Genomic DNA, 24,756 nt, shown 5'->3' with positions numbered 1-24,756 from the left:
ATAATGTTTCCACCTCGTCATAAGCATCAAGGATCAAGTCTAAGCCTGTTATCTTAATGTTACCACGACAAAATAATGAGGATAATCATCGTACCGTGGTTCACTCCCGCACGTCTCGCTATGTTGTCGTAATGTAATAAACGGATAATCAAGGTATACTGACCGAACATTGTTGATTGTCCCGATGGTGGATAGGCATCTTACAAGGATGCTGTAACGCATTATGACTTTGCACACTTCCCCGATTCTACACTCATTGCTGGATACCGATGCCTACAAGCTGCACATGCAACAGGCAGTGTATCATCACTACTATGATGTCGACGTTGCGGCTGAGTTTCGCTGTCGCGGTGATGAGTTATTAGGCGTTTACGCCGACGAGATAGCCCATCAGGTTGATCTGATGCGTTTCCTGTCATTGAGTGACGATGAATTCACCTATCTTTCTTCTCTGCCGTTCTTTCAGCAGGATTATCTCAACTGGCTGCGGAACTTCCGTTTTAATCCACAGCAGGTTTCGATTAAGAATAATGCTGGCAAGCTGGATATCCGCATCACCGGGCCGTGGCGTGAAGTGATCTTGTGGGAAGTTCCTCTGCTTGCGGTGATCAGCGAAGTCGTGCATCGGCATCGTTCGCCCAACGTCACGACAGAGCAGGCCGTCGCTCAGCTTTCTACCTCGTTAGAAAGTTTCCGCCAGAACAGCATGAATGTTGATCTCAGTCAGTTCAAACTGATGGATTTCGGCACGCGTCGCCGCTTCTCAGGTGATATCCAGCAAACCATCGTGACGGCACTGCAAGCCGATTTTCCTTATCTCATCGGCACCAGCAATTACGATCTGGCGCGCCGTTTGGGCATCACACCTGTCGGCACGCAGGCGCACGAGTGGTTTCAGGCGCATCAGCAGATTAGTCCGACGCTGGCAAACAGCCAGCGTGCCGCACTACAAATGTGGTTACGTGAATATCCCACGCATTTGGGCATCGCGTTGACCGATTGCATCACCATGGATGCCTTCCTGCGTGATTTCGATTTACCGTTCGCCGAGGCCTATCAGGGGCTACGCCACGATTCTGGCGATCCTGTTGACTGGGGAGAGAAAGCCATTGCTCATTATCAACGCTTGAACATCGATCCGATGAGCAAAACACTGGTCTTCTCCGACAATCTGAATCTGGATAAAGCGCTGGTGCTTTATCGTCACTTCTGCCAGCGCGTGAATTTGGTATTTGGCATGGGTACACGCCTGACGTGTGACATTCCCGGCGTGAAACCGCTGAATATCGTGATCAAGCTGGTAGAATGTAACGGCAAACCGGTAGCGAAACTCTCCGATAGCCCGGGTAAAACCATCTGTCAGGATCAGAACTTCGTGTGCGAGTTACGCAAAGCGTTTGACTTACCCCGCGTGAAAAAGGCCAGTTAAGGCTTTCCCCCATGAGGTTGACCAACTTTGCAGCAGACTCACCAGCATGAGCGAAAACTTCGCGCCATTCTGGTGATTTCTGCTTGTGTCCTGTTGCATCGCAAGTAACATAGCAAATGGCTTGGATTGGGCCACTCATCGTTTAAACACGATATATTTCTTACACACGATTAATTAAAGAGAGAATTTTATGAGCGTAGTGCCTGTAGTCGATGTACTGCAAGGCCGTGTTGCCGTTGACAGCGAAGTCACCGTGCGCGGCTGGGTACGTACCCGGAGAGATTCTAAAGCCGGTATCTCCTTTATCGCCGTTTATGACGGCTCCTGCTTTAATCCATTACAGGCTGTCGTTAATAATAATCTCTCGAATTACCAGGATGACGTACTGCGTCTGACTACCGGTTGCTCCGTTGAAATCACCGGTAACGTCGTCGCCTCTCCAGGTGAAGGCCAAAGCTTCGAGCTGCAAGCGACCAACGTCAACGTCGTCGGCTGGGTTGACGATCCCGATACCTACCCGATGGCAGCAAAGCGTCACAGTATCGAATACCTGCGCGAAGTCGCGCACTTGCGTCCACGAACCAATCTGATCGGTGCCGTTGCGCGCGTTCGTCATACGCTGGCGCAGGCGATTCATCGCTTCTTCCACGAGAACGGTTATTTCTGGGTGTCTACCCCGCTGATTACTGCATCTGATACCGAAGGTGCAGGTGAAATGTTCCGTGTTTCCACGCTCGATATGGAAAACCTGCCGCGTACCGAACAAGGCAAAGTAGATTTCAGCAAAGATTTCTTCGGTAAAGAAGCGTTCCTGACCGTATCCGGTCAGTTGAATGGCGAAACCTACGCTTGTGCGCTGTCCAACGTGTATACCTTTGGTCCGACTTTCCGCGCAGAAAACTCCAACACCGCCCGCCATCTGGCTGAGTTTTGGATGATCGAACCAGAAGTGGCTTTTGCTTCTCTGGATGACGTCGCTGCTCTGGCAGAAAATCTACTGAAATATGTTTTCCAAGCCGTACTGAACGAGCGTGCCGATGATATGGCGTTCTTTGCCGAGCGCGTCGATAAAGAAGCGGTGACTCGACTGGAAAAATTCGTCAGCTCCGATTTTGCACAGGTAGATTACACCGATGCCGTCGAGATTTTGCTGAACTGCGGCCAGCAGTTTGAAAATCCGGTTTACTGGGGCGTTGACCTCTCCTCCGAACATGAGCGTTATCTTGCGGAGCAACACTTCAAAGCACCGGTTGTCGTTAAAAACTATCCGAAAGATATCAAAGCTTTCTATATGCGCATGAACGACGATGGTAAAACTGTTGCCGCTATGGATGTTCTGGCTCCAGGAATCGGTGAAATCATCGGGGGCTCTCAGCGTGAAGAACGTCTGGCAGCGCTGGATAGCCGTCTGGAAGAGATGGGACTGAATAAAGAAGACTACTGGTGGTATCGTGATTTACGTCGTTACGGCACCATTCCACATTCCGGTTTTGGTTTAGGTTTTGAACGATTAATTGCCTATGTTACCGGTGTACAAAATGTGCGCGACGTGATCCCTTTCCCGCGTACTCCACGGAATGCCAGTTTCTAAATAAAAATTTAATATAAGTAAAACAAATATGTAGAAAAGAAGAGTCGGATTTTCCGGCTCTTTTTTTTTAATTTTTGTTATGTCTCACAAAGTTCCCTTATTTTTACATTTAGAAACACATTATTTCCATTTGTTACTCGATTGCGAACTTTGTAGCATCTTTAGGGTGGATTAACTAGCGAGTGAATGGAAAACTGCGTTCAGACACAGGAAGACACCAAACTTTCAGGAATAGTTCCCTAAAGAATTATTTATGGCAGTGGCAGGTGTCTAAATAACACCAATGAGGGTAATAATGATGAAACGCAACATTCTTGCAGTAGTAATCCCAGCTCTGTTAATCGCAGGCGCAGCAAACGCAGCCGAAGTTTATAACAAAGACGGCAACAAGCTGGATCTGACTGGTAGAATCACCGCCCTGCACTATTTCTCTGATGACAATAGCAACGATGGCGATAAAACCTATGCACGTCTGGGCTTCAAAGGCGAGACTCAGATTTCTAGTGAATTAACTGGTTATGGTCGTTTCGAGTACCAATTTCAAGGTAACAGAGCAGAAAGCTCTAATTCCTCCAACGCAGATAAAACTCGTTATGCCTTTGCTGGTTTGAAATTTGCCGATTTCGGTTCTTTCGACTACGGCCGTAACTTGGGTATTGCATACGACAGTCTGGCTTGGACGGATGTGCTGCCTGAGTGGGGCGGAGATCAATCAAATTCTGATAACTTCCTGACTGGTCGTTCTACAGGTGTTGCCACCTACCGTAACAAAGATTTTTTCGGTTTAGTTGATGGCTGGAACTTCGCAGTTCAATACCAAGGTAAAAACAACAGCGACAGCACAAATCGCCGTAACAATATTGACGAACAGAACGGCGATGGCTGGGGCGTATCTTCCTCCTACGAATCAGATATCGGTCTGGGCATCGTAGGTTCTTATGCTGCAGTTAACCGCACTGATAATCAAAATAACAATGCGACGACTGGTCGTGGTAAAAAAGCTGAAGCTTGGGGCACTGGCCTGAAATATGAAGCTAATTCTGTTTATTTAGCTGCTACCTATGGTGAATACCGTAACGTATCCTATATTGGTCAAACTGCAGGCCCAGCGGGCGTTGCTTTGACTGATGGCTTCGCAGACAAAACCAAAATCTTTGAAGCTGTTGCACAATACAACTTCGATTTCGGTTTGACTCCATCTCTGGCGTATGTTTCTGGCAAAGCTAAAGATGATGCAAACAACAAAAATGATTACATCACCAAATATGTTAGCTTGGGCGCAACCTATGCATTCAACAAAAACATGTCTGTTTACACCGAATATGACATCAATCTGCTTAAGTCTGACAATGCCTACGGCATCAGCGACGACGATAAAGTTGCTGTTGGCCTGACTTACCAGTTCTAAGTTGTCGCCGCATAACGTAACGAGTTAATCGTTCGTATTGCAGGAAAAGACAGAGCCTCGGCTCTGTCTTTTTTATTGCCTGTTATGTTGGTAGCACACTACCCTTACAGGCCGTTGCCAACGACTTGAAAAATTCTCACCGCGTTTTTTGTTTCAGCTTTACGCCACGCTGCGCCAATTATTCTCGCCTAACTAGTCTTTTATTTCGTCTCTCTCCTTCTCCCTGTTATTTCCCTTTCTTTTTGACATCAACGGTTGGCAAAGCCTTTTACTGACGGTACTCTGAGAATTCTTATTTCATCTCAGTTATGGAACATTCTGGCAATGTTTGAAAATATCTCTGCTGCACCGGCCGATCCTATTCTCGGGCTGACCGATCTTTTCCGCGCCGATGACCGCGCGGATAAAATCAATCTGGGTATTGGTGTCTATAAAGATGAAACCGGCAAAACTCCGGTTCTGACCAGCGTAAAAAAAGCAGAACACTATCTGCTGGAAAATGAAACCACCAAAAACTATCTGGGCATTGACGGTCTGCCAGCATTCGGTCAGTGCACGCAGGAACTGCTGTTTGGCAAGCAGAATGCCATCATTGCCGACAAACGTGCTCGTACGGCACAAACCCCAGGCGGAACCGGTGCGTTGCGCGTAGCCGCTGATTTCATTGCAAATCAGACGTCAGCAAAACGCATCTGGATCAGTAACCCAACCTGGCCAAATCACAATAACGTGTTCTCTGCTGCCGGTTTGGAAGTTTGCCAGTATGACTATTACGATGCTGCTAACCACGCACTGGATTTTGATGGTTTGCTGAATAGCCTGAACGCCGTAGAAGCGGGTGACGTGGTGCTGTTTCACGGCTGTTGTCATAACCCAACCGGTATCGATCCTACCGCTGAGCAGTGGGCTACGCTGGCCGAGCTGTCGGTAGCAAAAGGCTGGCTGCCGCTGTTTGACTTCGCCTATCAGGGCTTTGCCCGTGGTATCGAAGAAGATGCGGAAGGCCTGCGACTCTTCGCTGCGAAGCACGCTGAACTGATCGTATGCAGCTCGTACTCTAAAAATTTCGGTCTGTACAATGAACGTGTCGGTGCCTGTACGCTGGTTGCTGCTGATGCCGCAACAGCAGACAAGGCATTCAGTCAGGTGAAAGCCGCCATTCGCGCAAACTACTCTAACCCGCCGTCACACGGCGCGACCATTGTTGCTACCATCTTGGGCAATGATGCGCTGAAGGCCATTTGGGAGCAGGAATTGACGGCAATGCGGGAGCGTATTCAGCGTATGCGTCAGCTGTTCGTGAATACCTTGCAGGAAAAAGGCGCACAGCAGGATTTCTCCTTCATCATCAACCAGAATGGGATGTTCTCATTCAGCGGCTTGACCAAGGAGCAGGTTCTGCGTCTGCGTGACGAATTCGGCGTTTATGCGGTGAATTCTGGCCGAGTCAATGTTGCGGGAATGACGCCAGAAAACATGGCACCACTCTGCGAAGCGATTGTTGCCGTACTCTGATCGTTCTGCGATCAAAAAAGCCGACATTCTGTGTCGGCTTTTTTATTTCAGCTTTTCAACGCTATAAAATACTACCAAATCGCGACATCTTCGCGCAGGAAAGGATTGGTTTTACGCTCATGTCCTAAGGTCGACATCGGGCCGTGCCCCGGAATAAACGTCACATCGTCACCCAGCGGCAGCAGCTTATTTTTGATGGACGCAATCAATGCCTGATGATCTCCCTGTGGGAAGTCGGTACGCCCTACGCCACCGTTGAAAATAACATCGCCCACTTGTGCCAGCCGCGACTCAGCATCAAAGAAGACAATGTGGCCGGGCGTATGACCTGGGCAGTGGAAAACCGCCAGTGTCGTCTCCCCCACGTTAACCTCATCACCTTCCTGTAACCAGCGTGATGGCGTCAGGGGCGCGCACTCTTCCAGACCAAACATCCGGCTCTGTGCCGGTAACCCTTCCAGCCAGAATGCGTCTTCAATCTGCGGGCCAATAATCGCTACCTGATAGTGCTCGGCCAATTCCGCAGCAGCACCAACGTGATCCAGATGGCCGTGCGTTAACAGAATCTGCTTAACCGAAATCCCTGCATCCGCAACGGCGCGTTTGATTTTTTCTGCATCGCCACCAGGATCGACGATCGCCGCTTCATTGGTTTTTTCACACCATAACAACGTGCAGTTCTGGCTAAATGCCGTCACCGGAACAATTTGATATTTCATATCACTCCATGTTGAATAAACTAAACGGCTCGCGATGTAGTAGCGAGCCGTATCAAAAAAGTGTAGCGCTGTGGGAGAAGGTTACCAGGTGCGGACCGGGCCGGTATCGATGTGAACGAAATCACTGCGAGGATAGTAGCCAACCCCACCGGCGCGCATCTTGGTGGCAGCTTTGCGAATGTTGGCCAGTTGGACACCTTCAATATGGAAATCCATCGCCTGCCCTTTCGTGTGGTAGCTCTGCTTTGCCACACCTCTGCTATGCGCACGTAATTCATTATTGGTATCTATCGCGCGATAACCAGAAATCAGCTGCACAGGTTTGTTGGTACCCAGCATGACCTGTAAACGGTAGAGCTGATCAAAAAGTTGGGGGTCAATCATTTTGACTTTATTGGCGCGATAATCGCGGAAAAAGTGATTCAGGCGGGAAAGTTCTGATTTGTTATACCGTTTGCCATCAAAGAATTCCGTTTTTAGCCGCTCTCCGGTATTCAGGTTGTCTAGCGTCAAAATTCGAGGTCGGGGGGTAGATAACGTTGCAAATGCCTGACCGGGAAGCAGTGCGATACCAAGCGCGGCACCACCCAGTGCAAGCCACTTACGGCGATGATTGTCAATGTGATCCATAGAACAAGTACCCTGGCTAAAAGAACGGTATAAAAGGAGGCACAAAACGCACCGCCTTGAACCTTAACTGCCAGATAAAAGTGAGTCAACCCGCTTTGCTTACAGGTTTGCGGGAGATCGCATCGATCCCCCGCAAAACGATAAAATACGAATACCGCTAATGTCCGTGTTTTCAATACTTACTGAAGTAACAGTCCTGCTCTGGACAGTACTTTCGTCCCAGCTCTGGCGGTATCATCATAATTGTAAATATCTGTTCGGAACTGCGGTCGGCCATCTTCAGCCACCCACGCGGTCAGGTAATAGAGATTGACCGGAATCCGATGTTTCATTGAAACAAAGGTGGTGTTTCCCTGATCCAGGGTGGAAGAAATACGATTATTATTCCATCCCGCATCCTGCAATAACATACTGGCCAGTTCCGATGCCTTATTGACGCGCACGCAGCCGGAACTCAGTGCCCGAATATCACGCTGGAACAGATTGTGATTCGGCGTGTCGTGCAAATAAATCGCTTCTGAGTTAGGCATATTGAATTTATAGCGCCCCAGCGAGTTGTTCGCACCAGGCGCCTGACGTAGGCGATACGGGAAACGCTCTGGTGATACCACCTGCCAATCGATCATCGAGGGGTCAATCACTTCTGCATCCTGACTCCAGCCGGACAACACCGTATAGCCATGACGCGCCAGATAGCCAGGATCGCGTACTACTTTAGGAATGATATCCTGCCGAATCAGTGTCGTAGGGACATTCCAAGGTGGATTGACCACCACGTTATACAACGAGCTACTCATCAACGGCGTCTTACGCTTAGGTTGCCCAACAATGACACGTGAGGATAAACGCTCAGCGCCATCCTGATAATAGATCAGCGAATAATTGGGAATATTTACCATGATACCAGTGTGAACATTATCCGGTAGCAGGCGCAAACGCTGGATATTCAACGCCAGCAGCGTGGCACGCATTTGCGGAGACACATTGAGCCAGTCGCGGGTGCGTTTACCAATCACGCCGTCATCCTCCAGCCCTTGCCAATGCTGGAAGCGTTTAACCGCGTCAACCAATTCGCCCGTGTAGCGATCGTCTGCATTGGTAACGCCATCGACGACAGGCGCTTGCCCAGTTAGCGATGTGGTTGTCGCAGCGGTATTTTCGTTAAACAGCGTGATATTCTCTGTTGACGACAGCATGCCAGTACGTTGCAGAATTTCACGCAGTACCGTCAGCCCCTGACTCTGCTGTTCCGGGCGCAAAGATTCCGTCAGGTTCAGGCTCGGCCACGGGCGATTGTCCGTCAGCATCGTCCTCAATGCTTCATGCATTTTGGCGTATTGCGAATGCTGTGGTGCCAGCGACACGACATAGGCTGCACTGGTGCCTGATTTCACGGCCTGCTGCCATTGAGCAACGATATTAGCTGCCGGAGATTGCAGGCGATAAGGCACGCTGCTGTACAGCCAGTCATTACCGCTGCGCTCTACCCCAGAGACGAACTGCAAATAACCCAGCATCGCGTCCGATAGCACGACATCACGCGCAAACCCAGTCAACTGAGGATCGGTTAGCCAGGTCACCCACGTGGTGAACTGCGGCTGTATACCCGCGATCGCTAATTCGGCGAGTTGCTGTTGAAACTGCTGAACCGCGCGATTATCTGCCCACATAGGTTGCATCTGGTGTTGAGCATAAAGCGATGATAAATCAGAGAGATAATGTACCGTCATGCCATGCGGCAGCGCTGCCAAAAGCCCTGCACGGCTATTTTCTACAGAAACCACACCCGAACTTTGTGATAGGCCGGATGTCACCGTCGGAGATGCTGCCAGCACCGAAAACGAAGGAGACAGGCTTCCGACCCAAATACAACCCACGCGCAACAACAGCCTGACCATTTTTCGTTTATGTAACAACAACATCCATTATCCCCTGTACTCATTAATCACTATGCTTCACGACAATCCACGTTGAACATGGAAATAACAAACCGAATTCGCTCGTATACGGTCACACCGGCGTAAGCACATTCTTTCGTTTTCCATTCATCGTAGAAAACGATAAAGAATGAAATAGGATCGTTTTTTATATGGCGTAAAATATTACTGATACGCCGCTTTACAATGTACAACCGCAAATCCCTCTACGGCCTGCAATTGTTTTATCGTCAGTATATAAAGAGAAAAATATTTTTGCTTCTTCTTCTGGTTATTATCTTACGCGTTTGATGAACCTATTCACCACTTGCATTCTCTCTACGCAAAAATAAAGCCGCTTAAAAAAGCGGCTTTATCATTATAGAAGAAAATAGCAGCAAGGTTTATCACTGCAAGCTTCAATAAGCTAAGAGGCTTGCTCTTGCGTCTCTGGCGTTTCCGTTCCGAACCCACGTAGCCCGACCACATGGACGTGCTCGTTGTTCTGGTAGACTTTACGCACCAGCTTGTAGGTCGTTCCCTTCTCGGGGCTGATATTTTCCGGTGCCGCGATAACCAACTGCATTTCCAGACGATCGCAGAGCTCGAATAGCGTCGCGATCGATTTGGCATCCAGACGAGCCGCCTCATCGAGGAAAAGCAGACGACACGGAATGATATCTTTGCCGCGTAGACGCTTAGATTCTTCTTCCCAGCTTTGTACCACCATGACCAGAATTGACATCCCGGTACCAATGGCTTCCCCGGTAGACAGCGCCCCACTTTCCGCTCGCAACCAGCCATCCGCGCCACGGTTAACCTCAACTTCCATTTCAAGATAGTTTCGGTAGTCCAGTAGCTCCTCGCCGATAGTTTGCGGCGTGCGCTGCCCCATATCAATTTCAGGATTCAGGCGTTGATACAGTTTTGCCAACGCTTCCGAGAAGGTCAGACGATTGCTGTTAAACAGATCCTGATGCATTTCCTGCTGTTCGGACAACACATTGAGCAGCGTGGTATGTGTTTCACGCACGTTGACGTTCAGACGAACACTCTTCACCTGACCAAACGATACCGCTTGTAGCCCCTGATTCAGCATTCGAATACGGTTCTGCTCGCGCTGGATCGTTTTACGAATGATATTTGCCACGCTACGCGAGCTGATTGCCAGCATCTGCTCACGCGCCATCAGCTCTTCGGTCAGGCGATTAAGCTCGATTTCCATCTGCTCAATGGCTTCTACCGGATCATCGGTGCGGATAATATCCTGACGAATACGTTCGCGCAGATGCTGGTAAACAGCGATGTAAAACTGAATTTTGCGCTCTGGTCGCTTAGGATCTTCGGAAAGCCGCAGTACATCGCGCAGATGTTCATTATCCGCAACGGCCAGACGCAGCGCTCCCAGCGCCTTATCCGACATGGAACGCAGTTCATCACCTTCCATATAGGCCAGTTCACGGCGATGCAGACGACGCTCAACGCCATTATCTTTCACCAAACGCATGACCGTACACCAGCCTGCTTTCGCCGTGACAACCTGCTCGCGCATTTGGTGATAATCGCGTTCCAGTTTGCGTAATTTCTTCTGCAAACTGTCCATTTCCGCTTCACAGAACGTAATCTGTTTCTCCAACTGATTACGCCGCGAACGGTTGGTGCTTAAGGCGGCATGCAATTCATCACGACGCTGACGGGCGCGCGCTTCAGCATCGGCATCCGCACGCACGCCGATATCCTGAAGCTCTTGCGTCAGTTCCTTCAGCATGTCCTGTTTAGCGTCATAAGAACTTTTCAGCGACGCCTGAACCTGACTGTACTGCGTCAGCTGTGTCTGATGCTGACGTAGCTGTTCACGTGCTTTGGTTCGTTCCGCTTCTGCCTGTTCCAGACGATGGCGCAATTTGTCATTCAGGCCAGCGTTTTCACCCAACATTCCAGCTGAATCGGCATAGCTGAAGTGTGCGCGGCGTTGCACAACCTCAGTCAGCGTGAACGCCTGCTGTTTTGCCTGCCGCTGTACGTTCTGCGCCTGAGTATAATCTTCCTGCAATTGCTCATGCTGCTGCGGGTCGCTTTGTAAGACAGAAACTAGCGGTTCCAACTTAGTCAGCGTCACACCATGCTGTTGAATAAAACGGGCCGATTCTTCAGTTTCATCCAACTCCGCACGAATCTCTTCCACGCGATCCTGCAACGTCTCGTCGCACAGCAGGCTAATACGCGGAATCAGTTTATTCAGTTGCCCGCTGGCCTCTTTCGCCTGCTCGTATTGCTGGCGCTGCTGCTGGTTTTCACCATCAAAACTGGCCATCGCACGATCCAGTTCGCCGCGACGAGAGCTGAGCGTACGGATTTCCGCTTCGGGATCTTCATCGAAAACAACAGCCAGATGAGTACCGATGAACCGACTGAAAGACTGATGCAAGCGCTGCGTTTTCTGCACGTCAAATGACAGCGTCGCGTACTGCTCTGCCAGCGCTTCGCGCTCATCACGCAGGCCTTCCAAACGCATTTCCCGCGCAGCGCGACCAAACAGCGGCACTTCAGGGAAACGAGAGTAACGCCACTGGCGTTCCGCGACTTTCACCACGACAGCGCGTTCCAACTCATCAACGGCAAACACACTGTCATCGAACGACTGCGGATCACCTTCGATCAGATACAAATCTTCCGGGCAGTCTTCCAGACCGGCAAGCTGATCGCGTATCAGAGAAAGATCGGACACCACAATCGCATGGCGAGATGGACCATAAAGCGCTGAGAAATACGGGGCATCATCCAGCGTCACATCATCATAAATTTCAGACAGCAGCACGCCGCCAAAACGTTCTGCCAGCGCGTTCAAGCGCGGGTCTTCTGAACCGCCCGGCTGGCTTAATCGATCAACCTGCGCTTCAATTTGGCGTTTGCGGGCAGCGATGTCATCACGTTCAACTGTGGTTTCACGTTCACGCTCCAGCAATTGCTGCATGAACTCCGTCACCTGACGGCTATCTTCAAACGTTTCGCCGCTCTGCTCGCTCAGTTGCGTCAGCGTTTCCTGTGCAGCCAGCCAGACTGGCGCACGCGCCGTCAACTTCTGAATTCGCTGTTGGGTTTGCTCCAGCTCCTGACGCAGCGTCATGCGGCGCTCACCCGCTTCCGCCACTAGCGATGACAGCGTTTCGATACGAGCATCAAGCTCTTGTTGGAGCGACTCTAGCTCTTCTGGTTGATAATCCTGGCCGTTACGTTTGCTGAAATCCTGCAATAGTCGTTCAGCATCCTGCTGCTCGCGCAGGCGCTGTTCCAACTCAGACAAACGCATCCGCAGCGGCTGTACCCGCTCAGCCTGATAGCGCTGCGAAGAGCTGTCACGCAGCAGGTCGCGCGCGACCTGCCAGGCTTCGCTACGGCTGACTGCGCCAGCGATTTTACTCACCAGCTGATAGGCTTGCTCAAACTGGCCGTGCGCCGCGTCTGCCACGCTCAGCTTCTGCTCCAGCATCAGCAGAATCTCTGTCGCTTCCTGCTCTCTCGCCTGATAGCTGTCAAGCCATTCATCTGCATTCTCTGCGGTCAGATCCGGCAACTGGCATAGCGTGCGAGCGCGTTCCAACGCCTGTTGTGCCTGCTGATATTGAATGGCACGCGTTTGCTGTACGTCCAGCGCCTGTTGATAATCGGCAAGCTGGCTTTTCAGTTCATCGACTTCCAGTTCAGCGGCATCGGCACGCTCTTCGTTTTCGGCCTGCTGTTCCCGCGCTTCTTCCACTACCTCGTTCTGTTCTTCGAGGCGGTAGCTCAATTCTTCCAAATCGGCGTTATAACGCTCGATCTTTTCCTGCTGGCGCATCGCTGTCTGCACCAGATTCAAGTGGTCGCTGGCAGCCTGATAATCCGTTTCCAGATCGCCTTCGGTATCATTCTGCTCCGTCAGTTCTCGCGCCATTTCAACATGGCGATATTGCTCGCTCGACAGTTGGTTGCGGCTGGAAAACAGGTCACGACGCAGTTCCAACGCCCCATCCAGATGAATGCGGCGCTCATTGGCGTGCCGCATATAGTCAGCCGCAACATAGGAGGTCGCTTCGGAAATCAGGTGTTTAAACAGATCGCGATCGGACTGGGTGACGCGAATCGCTTCCAGCGTCATGCGATTCTCACGCAGCGCCGCTTCCATATCCTGAAACGCCTTACGCACGCCGCTGTTTTCCGGTAGCAGGTAATCACGCAGCGAGCGGGTAATGGCGCTGGAAATACCGCCGTATAGCGAGGCTTCAATCAGACGATAAAATTTGCTGCGATCGGAGGCAGAACGCAGGCGACGCGGCACCACGCCTAAATCAAACATCAGCGAATGATAGTCGGTGATGGAGTTAAACTGCTTGAACTGAACGCCTTCCATCTCCTCGACGCGCTCTTTCAGCTCCTGCAACGAGAGCACTCGCGCCTGACGATCGCCGACAATCTGCGTCAGAATTTGCGTCGGCTGGATAGCCGTCGGCAATCCCTGAATGGTGAAAGGCTTGATATCGACTTTACGGTCACGTCCCGCAACCTGCTGGAGACGAACCCCAACCAGCACGCGCTGATGACGCGAGTTAACCACATCCAGCGTGGAGTAGCAGACACCGGCACGCAATTTACCGTGCAGGCCTTTATCGCGTGAACCGCTGGTGGCACCGGCTTCGGTGGTGTTTCTGAAATGCAGCAGCGTTAGGTCAGGGATTAGCGCCGTAATAAAGGCGGCCATCGTGGTGGATTTACCGGCACCGTTACCGCCGGATAACGTAGTAACCAGTTCATCCAGATCGAAGGTGCGGGCGAAAAAACCGTTCCAGTTGACCAGCGTTAGTGAGCGAAATTTACCGCGTTCAATCATTCCTGTTCATCCTCAACACGTAGAGCCTATCCCAGTAGAGGTGGGATAAGCTCTTATTCATCCTCGCCCGTTTCTGGCGCGGTATCATCGGTGCGATCGTTATCGTCGCTGTCATCTTTCAGCGACAAACTACCTTCAACAGGCATCGCTTCACCATCGCGAATCATTCGTAGCTGTGCTTCACGGGCATCATCGCCGCTGCGCACATCAGCCCCGAAGCGGAATACCGATTCAGTAATTCTGAACTTGCTGCTGTCATTGCCCATAAAGTAGATCATGCCTAACCGACGTAAGCGGTTAAGCGAGGTTCTGACTTTTTCCTGCAACTTTTGGCGATCCAGATCGGAGCCAGTGGAGCGCTGATTCACCAGCTTCAACAGCTTGCTTTCATCCGCGAGACTCAGCAGTTCCTCATAAAGCTCCTGCTGGCTGAAAATGCCTTCGTGCGCCAGGCGCTCTGGGCTCAGATAGAGATAACAGAGAATTTTCCCTACCATCATATCCAGCTCGGACAGCACAGAGCGAGGGATCAACGTGGTAGAGCGCGGACGCAGATAGAAAAACCCTTCCGGCGCGCGGATCAGTTCCACGTTGTAACGGCTGTAGAACTCCTCCAGCACCTCCTGGAAATCCATCAAAAATACGTGATTCTCCAGTTCCTCAATACCAATATGGCGCCCAGCGCGTAATTGGCTATCCAGCGCGGGAAAGAGGTTATTCGACAGCGCGGTTGCCAGCTTCACTGGCATAAATTGTTCAATATTTGTCGATGACATGGGCCTGCACCTTGGCTCCGTACTCATTGATCGCCTGCCACAATGCAGGTAATCCGGTGAAATCTGTGTCGGCTACGCCCAGACGTACTGCCTGGTCGACCACGATTCGGGCAACATCAAAATGCCGCGAGCGAGGATACTGCGCGAGGTATTCACGCATCACTTCACTCAAATCAAGCGGGATCTGTTGCGCTTTATATTTATGCAGCGCTTGCTCGACCAACGCGATCAGTTGCTCGCGCATTTCACTAAACTCTTCGTATTCCAGCTCCGGCGGCAGTTCACCGGTCACTTCTTCACTACGCAACGTCAGTTCTTCATCACGCATATCCAGCAAACGATCGGCGTTGGCAAACGTCAGCGCCCAAGGGTTATCGAAATAGCTCTGCACTGACTGACGCAACCGCTGAGCAAAGACGCGGTTTTTATCCATATCAATGGCGGTACGGATAAACTTATGTACGTGCCGATCGTAACCAATCCACAAATCTATCGTCTGCTGCCCCCAACTCACAATGCGGTCAAGTTTGTTTTGCAGGTCGAACACCAGCTTATCGACAAACTCCAGATTATGCGGGTTATTCATAATCGTATCCTGAATGCTCAACAGGCTCGTCTGCAATTTGTCACCCGCGGCTTCGAGCGTGTCCTGCAACTCACGCAGCGTAGACGAGGTTTCCGTCAGCAGTTGTTCACAACTGCTGATCGCCGCTCGCCAATCCTGATTTAACAGCGCAGCAATATCGTCTTTAACGCCCTGCTGCTGTTCATCCATCACGCGCTGCGACAAATCAATGCTGTCAAAAATTTCAGCAACGGAATATTTCAGCGGCGCAAATACGTTGCGATGCCAGTGGAACTCATCGCCGTCTTCTTCCGCCGCATCGGCCGCACGGCTAAGCTCTTGCGCCACGATAGAGAGCTGCATAGAAAGCCGCAGCGTCGAGAACTCACGTTGCCGGATATAGTAATCAGTAATACCGATCCCCAGCGGGGTCAGACGGTAAATCGCATTACCTTCCGCTTGTTCACTGGTAAAACGGTTAAGTAACCGCTGGCGCACCAAATCGTTAATCGCATTGTTGGCGCGGATGGTAATGGTTTCGCTCGTCTGATCAAATCCCTGACTCACATGACGGAAAGCATCAATCAGCTCACCTTCACTCATTTCACCATCCATACGTTCGCCATTAAGCGTGGCAATCGCCATCAAAAACGCCAAGCGTTCGGTGGGGAGGGAAATGGAGAAATCGTTTTTTCGTGCCCAGGCGACCAGTTCGGGTACAGTCTGGGAAAAATCACTCATAATGCATCCTTCAAAGGGGGTTTATGCGCCATGACATGGATATAACGGCCCAAACTCACAAAAGGCTCTTGTCGGCAATACCGCTGCTCAAGCTCCAGAATATCGGCAAATTTATCAATCTGCTGCTGCTTATTCTGCAAGTAGTCATGAAACACACGCACGCCAGTTTTTCCGCTAATAGTTAGCCCCATATCATCAAGCCAGCCGTACACTTCTTGCGGATCCAGCGGGTGATCTGGCGATAACGAACGCCGTTTATTCTTCGGCATGCCGGCCTGAACATAATCAAAGTTGCCCAGCACCATGTTACGCATCAACAGCCCGTGATGGTTATAAAACATCAAAGACAGCGCACCACCCGGCGACAGGCAATCATACAATATTTTCAGCGCCTGCTGCGGTTGCGCGACCCACTCCAGCACCGCGTGGAACAATATCAGATCGGCGGGGCTTTCCATATATTGCGCGATATCCTGTGCGGCACACTGCACAAAACGCATATTATGGCTGACACCCTGCGCAGCTGCCGCGTTTTTGGCGCGCTGAATCATCTCATCGGAAACATCGCACAACAATACCTGATGTCCTAAAGCCGCCAGACGACAGGCCATCTGCCCTTCACCGCCTCCCGCGTCAAGGATGCGCAAAGGCCGAGCCGGAAGCTTGGCCAAAAGCTCGCTAAGATCCTGCCACAATACCGCCAGCCGAAGTCTCCCCTTCGTTGTGCCATAGATATTCTGAGCAAATTTTTCGGCGATATCGTTAAAATTGCGATCCTGCATCAGTCATTGTTCCGCATCATATAAACGGGGGAAGATCGTGCAGCACCTGTCTGCGCGATGCAATTTTTTCCAGCCTGCCATTTTGGCACAGGCTGGCTTAGAATGAATGGCCTTACCGCATGATATCTTCCCAGATGCGGTTTTTTCACTCAAAAGGAATGCAATTTTATGCTTTTCACACTCAAAAAGTTCGTCGGTGGCCTTCTGCAACCTCTGCCATTGCTACTGCTTTTGATGGGTGTTGGCCTGTTGTTGCTCTGGTTTACTCGGCGGCAGCGCACGGGGAAAACGATGGTATTAGGCAGTTGGCTGATGCTTATTCTACTCAGCCTGCAACCTGTGGCCGATCGACTATTGTTACCACTGGAATCACAGTATCCAACCTGGCAGCAGACGTCACAGGCGAGCAAAGCCGACTATATTGTCGTGCTAGGCGGGGGATATACCTATAACGCGGAATGGGCGCCCAGCTCCAACCTCATCAGCAACAGCCTCCCGCGCGTCACGGAAGGCATTCGCCTTTATCATGCCAACCCCGGCGCAAAATTGATTTTTACTGGCGGGGCGGCACAGGGGAATCCTGTCAGTAGTGCGAAAACCGCGGCGCTGGTAGCAGAGAGTTTGGGTATCCCTCGGCAGGATATCGTCATTCTTGATACGCCAAGGGATACGGAAGAAGAAGCAGCGGCAACCGCTAAGATTGTTGGCGATCGCCCTTTTCTGCTGGTGACCTCAGCTAACCATCTGCCTCGCGCCATCCGCTTTTTCCAGGCTCAGGGGCTAGCACCGATTCCCGCTCCGGCGAATCAGATGGCGATCACCTCTGCGCTCAACCCGTGGGAGAAAGTGTTCCCTTCAGCTTACTATTTATCACACAGCGAGCGAGCCTGGTATGAAACGCTCGGTCGCCTCTGGCAGTTGCTAAAGGGAACCTCGGCAGCACCGCACGACGCGGAACAACCGCAGACTCACTCCAGCCAGGGAGATAGCTCGCGAGAAGCCACATCAAATAGCTGACGGTCTAACTGTCCTGTATGGATATAGCGGGACACTGCTTCCCAAATGACATAGAGCCAGCGCCGGTAGACGAAGGATTCAGATACCGGTGCTTGTTTGAGGTAGTGATAAAGCAGTTGCTCCGGCATTCCGGATTCGCAAAGCCGAAAGAGTTCATACTCTCTGGGTGCCCACAGCATCATCCCCGGATTAATCATCGCTAATAGTTGGTCGCTACGCGCATCCTTCAACATACTGCGTAGCGAAAGGTTGCCGTGCACCAACACACAGCTGTCGTCAAAATCCTCAAACAACACTTCCAGACACTGGCGCGAACGATAAAGCACGGTACGATCCTGCTGTGTGAGCTGAGGCGCATTGACATTAAGCAACGTAGACCACAGGACTTCCAGACGCTGCTGGTACCAACTGAACCAATCGTTGTCCTGTGTGCTATCGACAGAACCGACACAGCCATGGCTGTCAATTCGGTGCCAGGCCAGTACGTTTTCAACAATTTGATCCATCAGCAGCGTCCAGCGCTGGCCGCTTCTTGGGGGAGCCTCCACCGACACACCGCGCAAGCGCTCAATCAGCAGCAGTTCCCGATAAGGCTGCTGTTGCGTCAACACCAGTCCATAGACGGTTGGCAGACGGACATCGCCTTCACGCGCCAGCATCGAAAGTTTATAGGCTTCCTGCTGCGCCACCCCCTGGCAAACATAACTTTTGGCCAACAAAGGAATCGCATGACCCTCTTTATCATACAAGGCATACAGATCCGCATAGGGCTGTTCGCTTATGCGCTCAAGTCGGCTGAGGCTTTCCCCCAAAACCGTACTGAGTTCCGATTTCAACTGTTCCATAAACGGCTATACCTCAGTTGAGCCAAATAGCTCCACCCACCATGATGCGGCGAGCAGAGGACAAATACTTCAATGCAGATCAAATATACTCGTCATACTTCAAGTTGCATGTGCGTTGGCTGCACTACTCAGCCCACTCGCGTGGGCCTCGCCCCGTTGGGGTCGCTGCAAGCAGCGCTCAAATCAGCCTTTGGCGGATTTGTCACTCACCCGAATCACTTACTTATGTAAGCTCATCGGGACTCCTTCGCTTGCCGCCTGCCTGAAACTCGAATTATTTAGAGTATAAGCGGGGATCAATGACGGCAGGGATCACGCCCTGCTGAAGTTATTGCAGCAATATCCCCTGCACGTCAGCAGGGAATATCGTGAGTGACAGGCCAGTGTACTACCACGCCACTACTATTCGCGTTCAAAGGCACCCAAATCTGGAGCCGATCCTTTGTAAGGCAATTTGACATCGCCACCCTTGTTGATCAACGCGCTGCCCGAAGCAAGATGCAGGCTCTTGAGTACTGGCAAGCTACCATCCGCCTGACGCGGCGCATCCCATCCGGTGACGGAAACGCTCTCGAAATCAGCATCTGATACCACAATTTTCAGATCCCACGAGTTATAGCGCATGTTTGCCCCGTCGGAGAACGACAAGTCTTTACCGCCGTGGGAAACGTTGTTACGCAGCGTACCCAGCCCAATTGCTTTTCCGTTTGCATCAATGCCGCGGATAGCAAAGTTCGGGTTATTTTTATAGCCCGTGTTGTTAAAGAAATCGTTCGCTACCGGATGGTGGTTGGCATAAAAACCAGCTGCCTTATTTAAAAACGCAACCGAGTTACGCACGGTATGTTTCACCGCATTTGCCACATAAACACCACCGTAGCCACCGATTTTAAAACCATTGCCGTTACCTGCTGCCAGTGATTGTGTCGTCCCCGGTAGATAACCGTGCGACCAGGCCCAAGAGTTTTCAATCAACACCGGAGAATAGGCATTAATTAAATCGAAGCCATCATCTGAGTTTGACCATGCCCGGCAACCACGGAAAATATTACCTGGCTGATTAGCAGGGATATGCGCACCGAAGCCATCTCCACTTTGGCCCGCACCATTAGATGTCAGTGGGTCGTAATTATGGTGAGAGTCACTATTCAATACCAGATTATTTCCCCCACGCTGAATGAACAGGCCCGTCCCCATAATATGGTGAATATTCAACTGCTCAAATATATTATTGCTGCCCCTATTCCACACGCCCCAGGATTCATGGTTAAGGTTATTACGTTGCGGAACACCGGTTATTTCCAACCCTTTCACAGAAACCCAATCTGCGACAACGTTGAACCCTTTAACGCGGCAATCATCCTGCATCTGGCTGAAATCAAAAATTGGTACTTCTCCGCTAGACGCCCAATACTCTATGCGTTTACCTTCCGTTCCGCTCTTACTTAGCGTGATCGCATTCACTACATCAGTGCGAGTAGCACAAACGTTCAGTCCCTTAGTGAACACGTATTTACCGCCACGAACCCACAGACGGTCGCCAGCATTTAACGTTTTCTGCGCGCGATCGATCGTTTTCCAGGGAGAGTTTTTACTGCCGTTACTCGCGTCATCGCCGTTAGGTGCCATGTAATAAACCGCCGCACTGCTGCCCGCAGCTGCACCCATTAACATACCGCCGAGAAAAATTTTTGCTATATAACGTTTAGCATCCATATCATTACCATCCTTAGTTGAAATAACAAAAAACGCCATGCGAAAACATGGCGAATTGATAGTAGCATTTAAATATAAAAATAAAAGTTCCACTCGCGGCGGTTCAATTCAGGATGGGAATACATAACCTGCATAAATAAAGCGATACAGCGTAGTTTGAGAAAATTTAAGAATTTACCCGTCATACTTCAAGTTGCATGTACGTTGGCTACGTTCACTCACCCGAATCACTTACTTGAGTAAGCTCATCGGGACTCATTCCCTTGCCGCCTGCCTGAAACTCGAATTATTTAGGGTATAGTTATCTAAATAAGTACTAAATAATTTAAAAATAAAGTGATGGTCTTAAGAAAAGTTTCATGGGCATCTATTTCGTCAAGAATAGACGCCCATGAAGTACTTATAGCAGGTTAGTGTGATACGTTTTATTGACCAGCCATGACTTGTCGCACACGGGCTAGATCTTCTGGTGTATCAACACCGACGCTAGGAACGGCTTTGGCAACCGCAACATGAATCTTCTCGCCGTACCACAGCACACGTAGTTGCTCCAGTAATTCGATTTGCTCCAGTTGGCTCGGGGCCCATGTGACATAACGACGAACAAAACCCGCACGGTAGGCATAAATACCTATATGCCGGAGGAAATGATCGCCAATGGTTTCCTTCGACTGAGCAAAACGCTCTCTGTCCCAGGGAATCGTCGCTCGGGAAAAATACAGCGCGTATCCCTCAGCGTCGGTCACCACTTTTACTGCATTCGGATTGAAGGCTTCTTCACTGGTTTCAATCGGCACGGCCAGTGTCGCCATTCCTGCTTTACTGGCTGCAAGGTTTTCCGCCACCTGACGAATGATAACGGATGGAATGAGTGGTTCATCCCCCTGAACGTTAACAATGATGTCGTCATCGGTAAAACCATAGCGTTCGATGACTTCAGCCAGCCGCTCGGTGCCAGAATTATGATCGGCGCGAGTCAAACACACTTCACCACCAGCCTGCCGCACGGCAACCTCAACATCAGGATGATCGGTGGCAACAATGACGCGCTGTGCCCCTGATTCCTGTGCCCGTTCCATCACATGAACGACCATCGGTTTGCCGTTGATGTCCGCCAGCGGTTTACCCGGCAGTCGGCTTGACGCAAAGCGCGCAGGGATGATCACAGTAAAGGTCATTGCGTTATCTCGTCAGCCCCAAGTTTACGTGCCTCATTCTCCAGCAGCACAGGGATACCATCACGAACTGGATAGGCCAACCCATCGGCCTTGCATATCAGCTCCAGTTTCTCTTTATTAAAATACAGCCGACCATTACAAACAGGACAGGCAACAATCTCAAGTAAACGGTGATCCATGCTTCCTCCATCTTTGGCCGATCAATGACCGACATTTTCTTTATCGCCGTAGCAGCGATCTAATAAGTTGATACCCACAGAGGATACCTAAAATCGTAGCAGAATGACGATTTACGTTCTGCTGCCAACATTCCGATTAAGCATATATTCTAGTTTGTCGAGCAATTGCGTGCCCTGAGGCTCGGCTAGCACCGCATCGACGGGCAGATACCACCAGTTATCCTGGGCAAACGCCTTACATTTTACCGCATCTTTTTCCGTCATCAGCAACGGCTGCGTCGTATCTTGAGTCAGCAATGCGAGCTGTTCTGGCTGGTACGATTGATGGTCAGCAAAGGCAACTTCGCGTGCAATGCTGACGCCCGCATCGCGCAGCGTAGCAAAAAAACGAGGAGGATGTCCGATGCCCGCCATCGCAACCACATCATGCAACTGGCTAAGCGAGCGGGATTCACCTGACAGTAAATTAACCGCCATACCCGCCGTTAATGTCATGCCTATCTCGTTTGTTTGCGGAACACCGCCGTTAACAACGACGGCATCCACCAACGCTAGGCGACTTTCTCTTTCCCGCATCGGGCCCGCAGGCAACCACCATCCATTGCCAAAACGCCGCATCCCGTCAATCACAACCAATTCGATATCTCTTGCCAACGCATAGTGCTGTAATCCATCGTCTGTGATCACCACATCTAGCGTGTGTCGAGCCAATAATGCGCTCACAGCTTCCGCGCGACGAGGGGCTACCGCAACGGGCGCGCCAGTGCGTTGGAAAATCAACACTGGTTCATCGCCAGCCTGCACTGTCGTCACCGATTCATTCAGCAGCAGCGGATAACGTTCAGCTTTTCCACCGTAACCACGCGACACCACGCCGACACGATAGCCTCTGCGCTGCAACTGTTCGACGAGCCAAATGACTACGGGTGTTTTCCCATTGCCGCCTGCCGTCAGGTTCCCCACAACCACGATGGGCACGGGAGATCGCCAGCTTTTCCGCCATCCTAGCCGATAGCTCTGACGGATGAGAAAAGTAATGAGTCCGTATAACCACGAAAGCGGCAGTAACAGCCAATAGAGCCGCGATTGTCCGGACCAAATACGCTCAATCATTCGCCGAACTGCATTCTATGTAGTTGAGCATAGGCACCGTTAGCCGCCAGTAACGCGGTATGATTGCCTCGCTCAATAATTCTTCCATCCTCAACCACCAGAATCTCATCCGCTTTCTCAATCGTGGAAAGACGGTGTGCAATCACCAGCGCGGTCCGATCTTTTTGCAGTTCGTCTAATGCTGCCTGAATCGCGCGTTCGGATTCCGTATCCAGCGCCGACGTAGCCTCATCCAATATCAGGATTGGGCTATCACGCAGCAGCGCACGGGCAATCGCGATACGCTGCCGTTGCCCGCCAGAAAGCATCACGCCATTTTCACCAATGACCGTATCCAAACCGTGCTCCATCTTATTGATGAAGTCCATTGCATATGCCATTTTTGCAGCGCGCTCAATTTCTTCACGGCTATAGTTTTCGTTGCGGGCATAAGCGATATTGTTTGCTATCGTGTCGTTGAACAGATGGACGTTTTGAGAAACCAGCGCCACCTGATTACGCAAGGAAGACAAGCGATACTCACGTAAATCATGGCCATCGAGGAGAATCTCACCCGACTGAATATCGTAAAAACGCGTGATCAAACTAGCAATCGTCGATTTGCCTGAACCAGAGCGGCCAACCAACGCGACCGTTTTACCCACGGGGATATGCAGATTGATGTTCTTCAGCGCCAGATTTTCTCTTGCCGGATAAGCGAAATTCACCTGACGGAATTCGAGCTCACCTTTCGCACGTTCGATTTCTCGTTTACCCGTGTCACGTTCCTGTTCCATGTCCAGAATAGCGAACAGCGTCTGGCATGCGGCCATACCGCGCTGGAACTGTGCGTTCACGTTAGTCAGTGATTTTAACGGACGCATCAGCGCAATCATGGAAGAGAACACCACCGTAATCGTCCCCGCGGTTAGCGTTTCCATTACGCTAGGGAAGCTGGCAGCATACAGCACGAATGCCAAGGCCAGAGAAGCGATCAACTGAATGATAGGGTCGGAAATTGAAGAAGCAGATACCATCTTCATGCCCTGCTGACGCATCCGGTTACTGACCTGTTCGAAGCGTTTAGTCTCGACGTCCTGACCGCCAAACATCAGCACTTCTTTATGCCCTTTAAGCATTTGCTCCGTGCTGGTGGTGACGTGCCCCATCGTATCCTGCATGTTTTTACTGATACTACGGAACCGTTTGGACACCATGCGCATGGCGATCGACACAATCGGCGCAATCACAATCAGGATGATGGACAACTGCCAGCTGTAGTAGAACATCAGAATGAACAGGCCAATAATAGAGGCCCCTTCTCTGACAACAGTAATTAACGCGCCAGATGACGAAGCCGCAACCTGCTCTGAATCATAGGTAATACGGGATAATAGCGTTCCTGTTGACTGTTGATCAAAGAATGCGACCGGCATACCCATAATATGAGAGAAAAGGCGGCGGCGCATATTCATCACCACTTTGCCTGAAACCCAAGAAACGCAGTAGCTGGAGACAAAGCCCGACGCCCCCCTGACTAACATCAACCCAATAACAACCAGCGGCATCCAGAGCAATACGGAGCGATCCGCCTTACCAAATCCTTCATCCAGCAAAGGTTTAAGCAGTGAAAGCATGAGTGTATCGCCAGCTGCGTTAATAATGAGCGCAATTGCAGCAACAGCAAGCCCTGCCTTAAAAGGAGAGATCATCGGCCATAGGCGGCGAAAAGTCTGCCAGGTGGAGAGATCTTTATCATTCAGCATGTAGTGAACCTGAATAGGGAAGAA

At 50.8% G+C, this 24,756-nt stretch carries 18 protein-coding genes; 5 read left to right on the top strand and 13 right to left on the bottom strand.

Annotation, left to right across the window (positions count from 1 at the left end; genetic code table 11):
• Positions 1 to 223 precede the first annotated feature (223 nt).
• The 4 genes from pncB (at position 224) to GZ59_RS09775 (ending at position 5,943) form a co-directional block, all read left to right on the top strand.
• Positions 224 to 1,429, top strand: coding sequence for a nicotinate phosphoribosyltransferase (gene pncB, locus GZ59_RS09790; RefSeq protein WP_011094085.1), 1,206 nt, complete (start codon positions 224 to 226; stop codon positions 1,427 to 1,429).
• Between the two features lie 190 nt (positions 1,430 to 1,619).
• The gene (gene asnS, locus GZ59_RS09785) at positions 1,620 to 3,020 is read left to right on the top strand and encodes an asparagine--tRNA ligase (RefSeq protein WP_011094086.1); all 1,401 of its coding nucleotides are present in this window, start codon (positions 1,620 to 1,622) and stop codon (positions 3,018 to 3,020) included.
• 295 nt (positions 3,021 to 3,315) lie between these two features.
• Entirely contained in the window at positions 3,316 to 4,428 is a 1,113-nt protein-coding gene (locus GZ59_RS09780; RefSeq protein WP_011094087.1) for a porin, read from the top strand.
• A 324-nt stretch (positions 4,429 to 4,752) separates the two neighbouring features.
• Positions 4,753 to 5,943 (top strand): amino acid aminotransferase, encoded by a 1,191-nt coding sequence (locus GZ59_RS09775; protein ID WP_011094088.1) that lies wholly within the window; start codon positions 4,753 to 4,755, stop codon positions 5,941 to 5,943.
• Positions 5,944 to 6,014: 71 nt separating this feature from the next.
• Here GZ59_RS09775 and GZ59_RS09770 read toward each other — a convergent pair whose 3' ends face one another.
• The 7 genes from GZ59_RS09770 to cmoM form a co-directional block, all read right to left on the bottom strand.
• Positions 6,015 to 6,662, bottom strand: coding sequence for an MBL fold metallo-hydrolase (locus tag GZ59_RS09770; protein ID WP_039291484.1), 648 nt, complete (start codon positions 6,660 to 6,662; stop codon positions 6,015 to 6,017).
• An 81-nt stretch (positions 6,663 to 6,743) separates the two neighbouring features.
• Positions 6,744 to 7,292 (bottom strand): peptidoglycan L,D-endopeptidase MepK, encoded by a 549-nt coding sequence (mepK, locus tag GZ59_RS09765; protein WP_011094090.1) that lies wholly within the window; start codon positions 7,290 to 7,292, stop codon positions 6,744 to 6,746.
• 179 nt (positions 7,293 to 7,471) lie between these two features.
• A complete protein-coding gene (gene ldtD, locus GZ59_RS09760) occupies positions 7,472 to 9,214 on the bottom strand; it encodes a L,D-transpeptidase (protein WP_039291482.1) in 1,743 nt (580 codons plus the stop codon).
• A gap of 421 nt (positions 9,215 to 9,635) precedes the next feature.
• The gene (gene mukB / locus GZ59_RS09750; protein WP_039291479.1) at positions 9,636 to 14,075 is read right to left on the bottom strand and encodes a chromosome partition protein MukB; all 4,440 of its coding nucleotides are present in this window, start codon (positions 14,073 to 14,075) and stop codon (positions 9,636 to 9,638) included.
• 53 nt (positions 14,076 to 14,128) lie between these two features.
• Complete coding sequence (gene mukE / locus GZ59_RS09745; RefSeq protein ID WP_010277044.1) at positions 14,129 to 14,851, bottom strand: chromosome partition protein MukE; 723 nt, start codon at positions 14,849 to 14,851, stop codon at positions 14,129 to 14,131.
• Entirely contained in the window at positions 14,832 to 16,157 is a 1,326-nt protein-coding gene (gene mukF / locus GZ59_RS09740; protein WP_011094094.1) for a chromosome partition protein MukF, read from the bottom strand. The genes mukE and mukF overlap by 20 nt, the downstream gene beginning before the upstream one ends.
• Positions 16,154 to 16,939 (bottom strand): tRNA uridine 5-oxyacetic acid(34) methyltransferase CmoM, encoded by a 786-nt coding sequence (cmoM, locus tag GZ59_RS09735; RefSeq protein ID WP_011094095.1) that lies wholly within the window; start codon positions 16,937 to 16,939, stop codon positions 16,154 to 16,156. Before cmoM ends, mukF begins: the two co-directional genes overlap by 4 nt.
• A gap of 168 nt (positions 16,940 to 17,107) precedes the next feature.
• On the opposite strand from cmoM, the gene elyC reads away from it, so the two are divergent.
• Entirely contained in the window at positions 17,108 to 17,956 is an 849-nt protein-coding gene (gene elyC, locus GZ59_RS09730) for an envelope biogenesis factor ElyC (protein ID WP_011094096.1), read from the top strand.
• On the opposite strand, the gene GZ59_RS09725 is transcribed toward elyC, so the two are convergent.
• From GZ59_RS09725 to msbA, 6 genes are all read right to left on the bottom strand, one after another.
• Entirely contained in the window at positions 17,908 to 18,801 is an 894-nt protein-coding gene (locus GZ59_RS09725; RefSeq protein WP_011094097.1) for a YcbJ family phosphotransferase, read from the bottom strand. The two genes, elyC and GZ59_RS09725, sit on opposite strands and share 49 nt — an antisense overlap.
• A gap of 402 nt (positions 18,802 to 19,203) precedes the next feature.
• Positions 19,204 to 20,517: a pectate lyase PelN gene (gene pelN, locus GZ59_RS09720; RefSeq protein ID WP_039291466.1), complete on the bottom strand. Its 1,314-nt coding sequence runs from the start codon at positions 20,515 to 20,517 to the stop codon at positions 19,204 to 19,206.
• Between the two features lie 425 nt (positions 20,518 to 20,942).
• The gene (gene kdsB, locus GZ59_RS09715; protein WP_011094099.1) at positions 20,943 to 21,695 is read right to left on the bottom strand and encodes a 3-deoxy-manno-octulosonate cytidylyltransferase; all 753 of its coding nucleotides are present in this window, start codon (positions 21,693 to 21,695) and stop codon (positions 20,943 to 20,945) included.
• Positions 21,692 to 21,874, bottom strand: a complete 183-nt coding sequence (locus GZ59_RS09710; protein WP_011094100.1) for a Trm112 family protein — start codon at positions 21,872 to 21,874, stop codon at positions 21,692 to 21,694. The genes kdsB and GZ59_RS09710 overlap by 4 nt, the downstream gene beginning before the upstream one ends.
• Before the next feature lie 111 nt (positions 21,875 to 21,985).
• A complete protein-coding gene (lpxK, locus tag GZ59_RS09705) occupies positions 21,986 to 22,987 on the bottom strand; it encodes a tetraacyldisaccharide 4'-kinase (RefSeq protein WP_039291465.1) in 1,002 nt (333 codons plus the stop codon).
• On the bottom strand, positions 22,984 to 24,732 hold the full coding sequence (gene msbA / locus GZ59_RS09700) for a lipid A ABC transporter ATP-binding protein/permease MsbA (protein ID WP_039294933.1): 1,749 nt from the start codon (positions 24,730 to 24,732) through the stop codon (positions 22,984 to 22,986). The genes lpxK and msbA overlap by 4 nt, the downstream gene beginning before the upstream one ends.
• Between the last annotated feature and the right edge of the window lie 24 nt (positions 24,733 to 24,756).

Source organism: Pectobacterium atrosepticum (assembly GCF_000740965.1).
Classification (GTDB): domain Bacteria; phylum Pseudomonadota; class Gammaproteobacteria; order Enterobacterales; family Enterobacteriaceae; genus Pectobacterium; species Pectobacterium atrosepticum.
Note: the sequence above shows the minus strand (reverse complement) of the source record. Positions and strands in the feature narration are given on the sequence as shown.

Excerpts from the sequence above, each read along its gene's own strand:
- pncB (WP_011094085.1), top strand. The coding sequence starts at position 224 with ATGACTTTGCACACTTCCCCGATTCTACACTCATTGCTGGATACCGAT.
- asnS (WP_011094086.1), top strand. The coding sequence starts at position 1,620 with ATGAGCGTAGTGCCTGTAGTCGATGTACTGCAAGGCCGTGTTGCCGTT.
- GZ59_RS09780 (WP_011094087.1), top strand. The coding sequence starts at position 3,316 with ATGATGAAACGCAACATTCTTGCAGTAGTAATCCCAGCTCTGTTAATC.
- GZ59_RS09775 (WP_011094088.1), top strand. The coding sequence starts at position 4,753 with ATGTTTGAAAATATCTCTGCTGCACCGGCCGATCCTATTCTCGGGCTG.
- GZ59_RS09770 (WP_039291484.1), bottom strand. The coding sequence starts at position 6,662 with ATGAAATATCAAATTGTTCCGGTGACGGCATTTAGCCAGAACTGCACG.
- mepK (WP_011094090.1), bottom strand. The coding sequence starts at position 7,292 with ATGGATCACATTGACAATCATCGCCGTAAGTGGCTTGCACTGGGTGGT.
- ldtD (WP_039291482.1), bottom strand. The coding sequence starts at position 9,214 with ATGTTGTTGTTACATAAACGAAAAATGGTCAGGCTGTTGTTGCGCGTG.
- mukB (WP_039291479.1), bottom strand. The coding sequence starts at position 14,075 with ATGATTGAACGCGGTAAATTTCGCTCACTAACGCTGGTCAACTGGAAC.
- mukE (WP_010277044.1), bottom strand. The coding sequence starts at position 14,851 with ATGTCATCGACAAATATTGAACAATTTATGCCAGTGAAGCTGGCAACC.
- mukF (WP_011094094.1), bottom strand. The coding sequence starts at position 16,157 with ATGAGTGATTTTTCCCAGACTGTACCCGAACTGGTCGCCTGGGCACGA.
- cmoM (WP_011094095.1), bottom strand. The coding sequence starts at position 16,939 with ATGCAGGATCGCAATTTTAACGATATCGCCGAAAAATTTGCTCAGAAT.
- elyC (WP_011094096.1), top strand. The coding sequence starts at position 17,108 with ATGCTTTTCACACTCAAAAAGTTCGTCGGTGGCCTTCTGCAACCTCTG.
- GZ59_RS09725 (WP_011094097.1), bottom strand. The coding sequence starts at position 18,801 with ATGGAACAGTTGAAATCGGAACTCAGTACGGTTTTGGGGGAAAGCCTC.
- pelN (WP_039291466.1), bottom strand. The coding sequence starts at position 20,517 with ATGGATGCTAAACGTTATATAGCAAAAATTTTTCTCGGCGGTATGTTA.
- kdsB (WP_011094099.1), bottom strand. The coding sequence starts at position 21,695 with ATGACCTTTACTGTGATCATCCCTGCGCGCTTTGCGTCAAGCCGACTG.
- GZ59_RS09710 (WP_011094100.1), bottom strand. The coding sequence starts at position 21,874 with ATGGATCACCGTTTACTTGAGATTGTTGCCTGTCCTGTTTGTAATGGT.
- lpxK (WP_039291465.1), bottom strand. The coding sequence starts at position 22,987 with ATGATTGAGCGTATTTGGTCCGGACAATCGCGGCTCTATTGGCTGTTA.
- msbA (WP_039294933.1), bottom strand. The coding sequence starts at position 24,732 with ATGCTGAATGATAAAGATCTCTCCACCTGGCAGACTTTTCGCCGCCTA.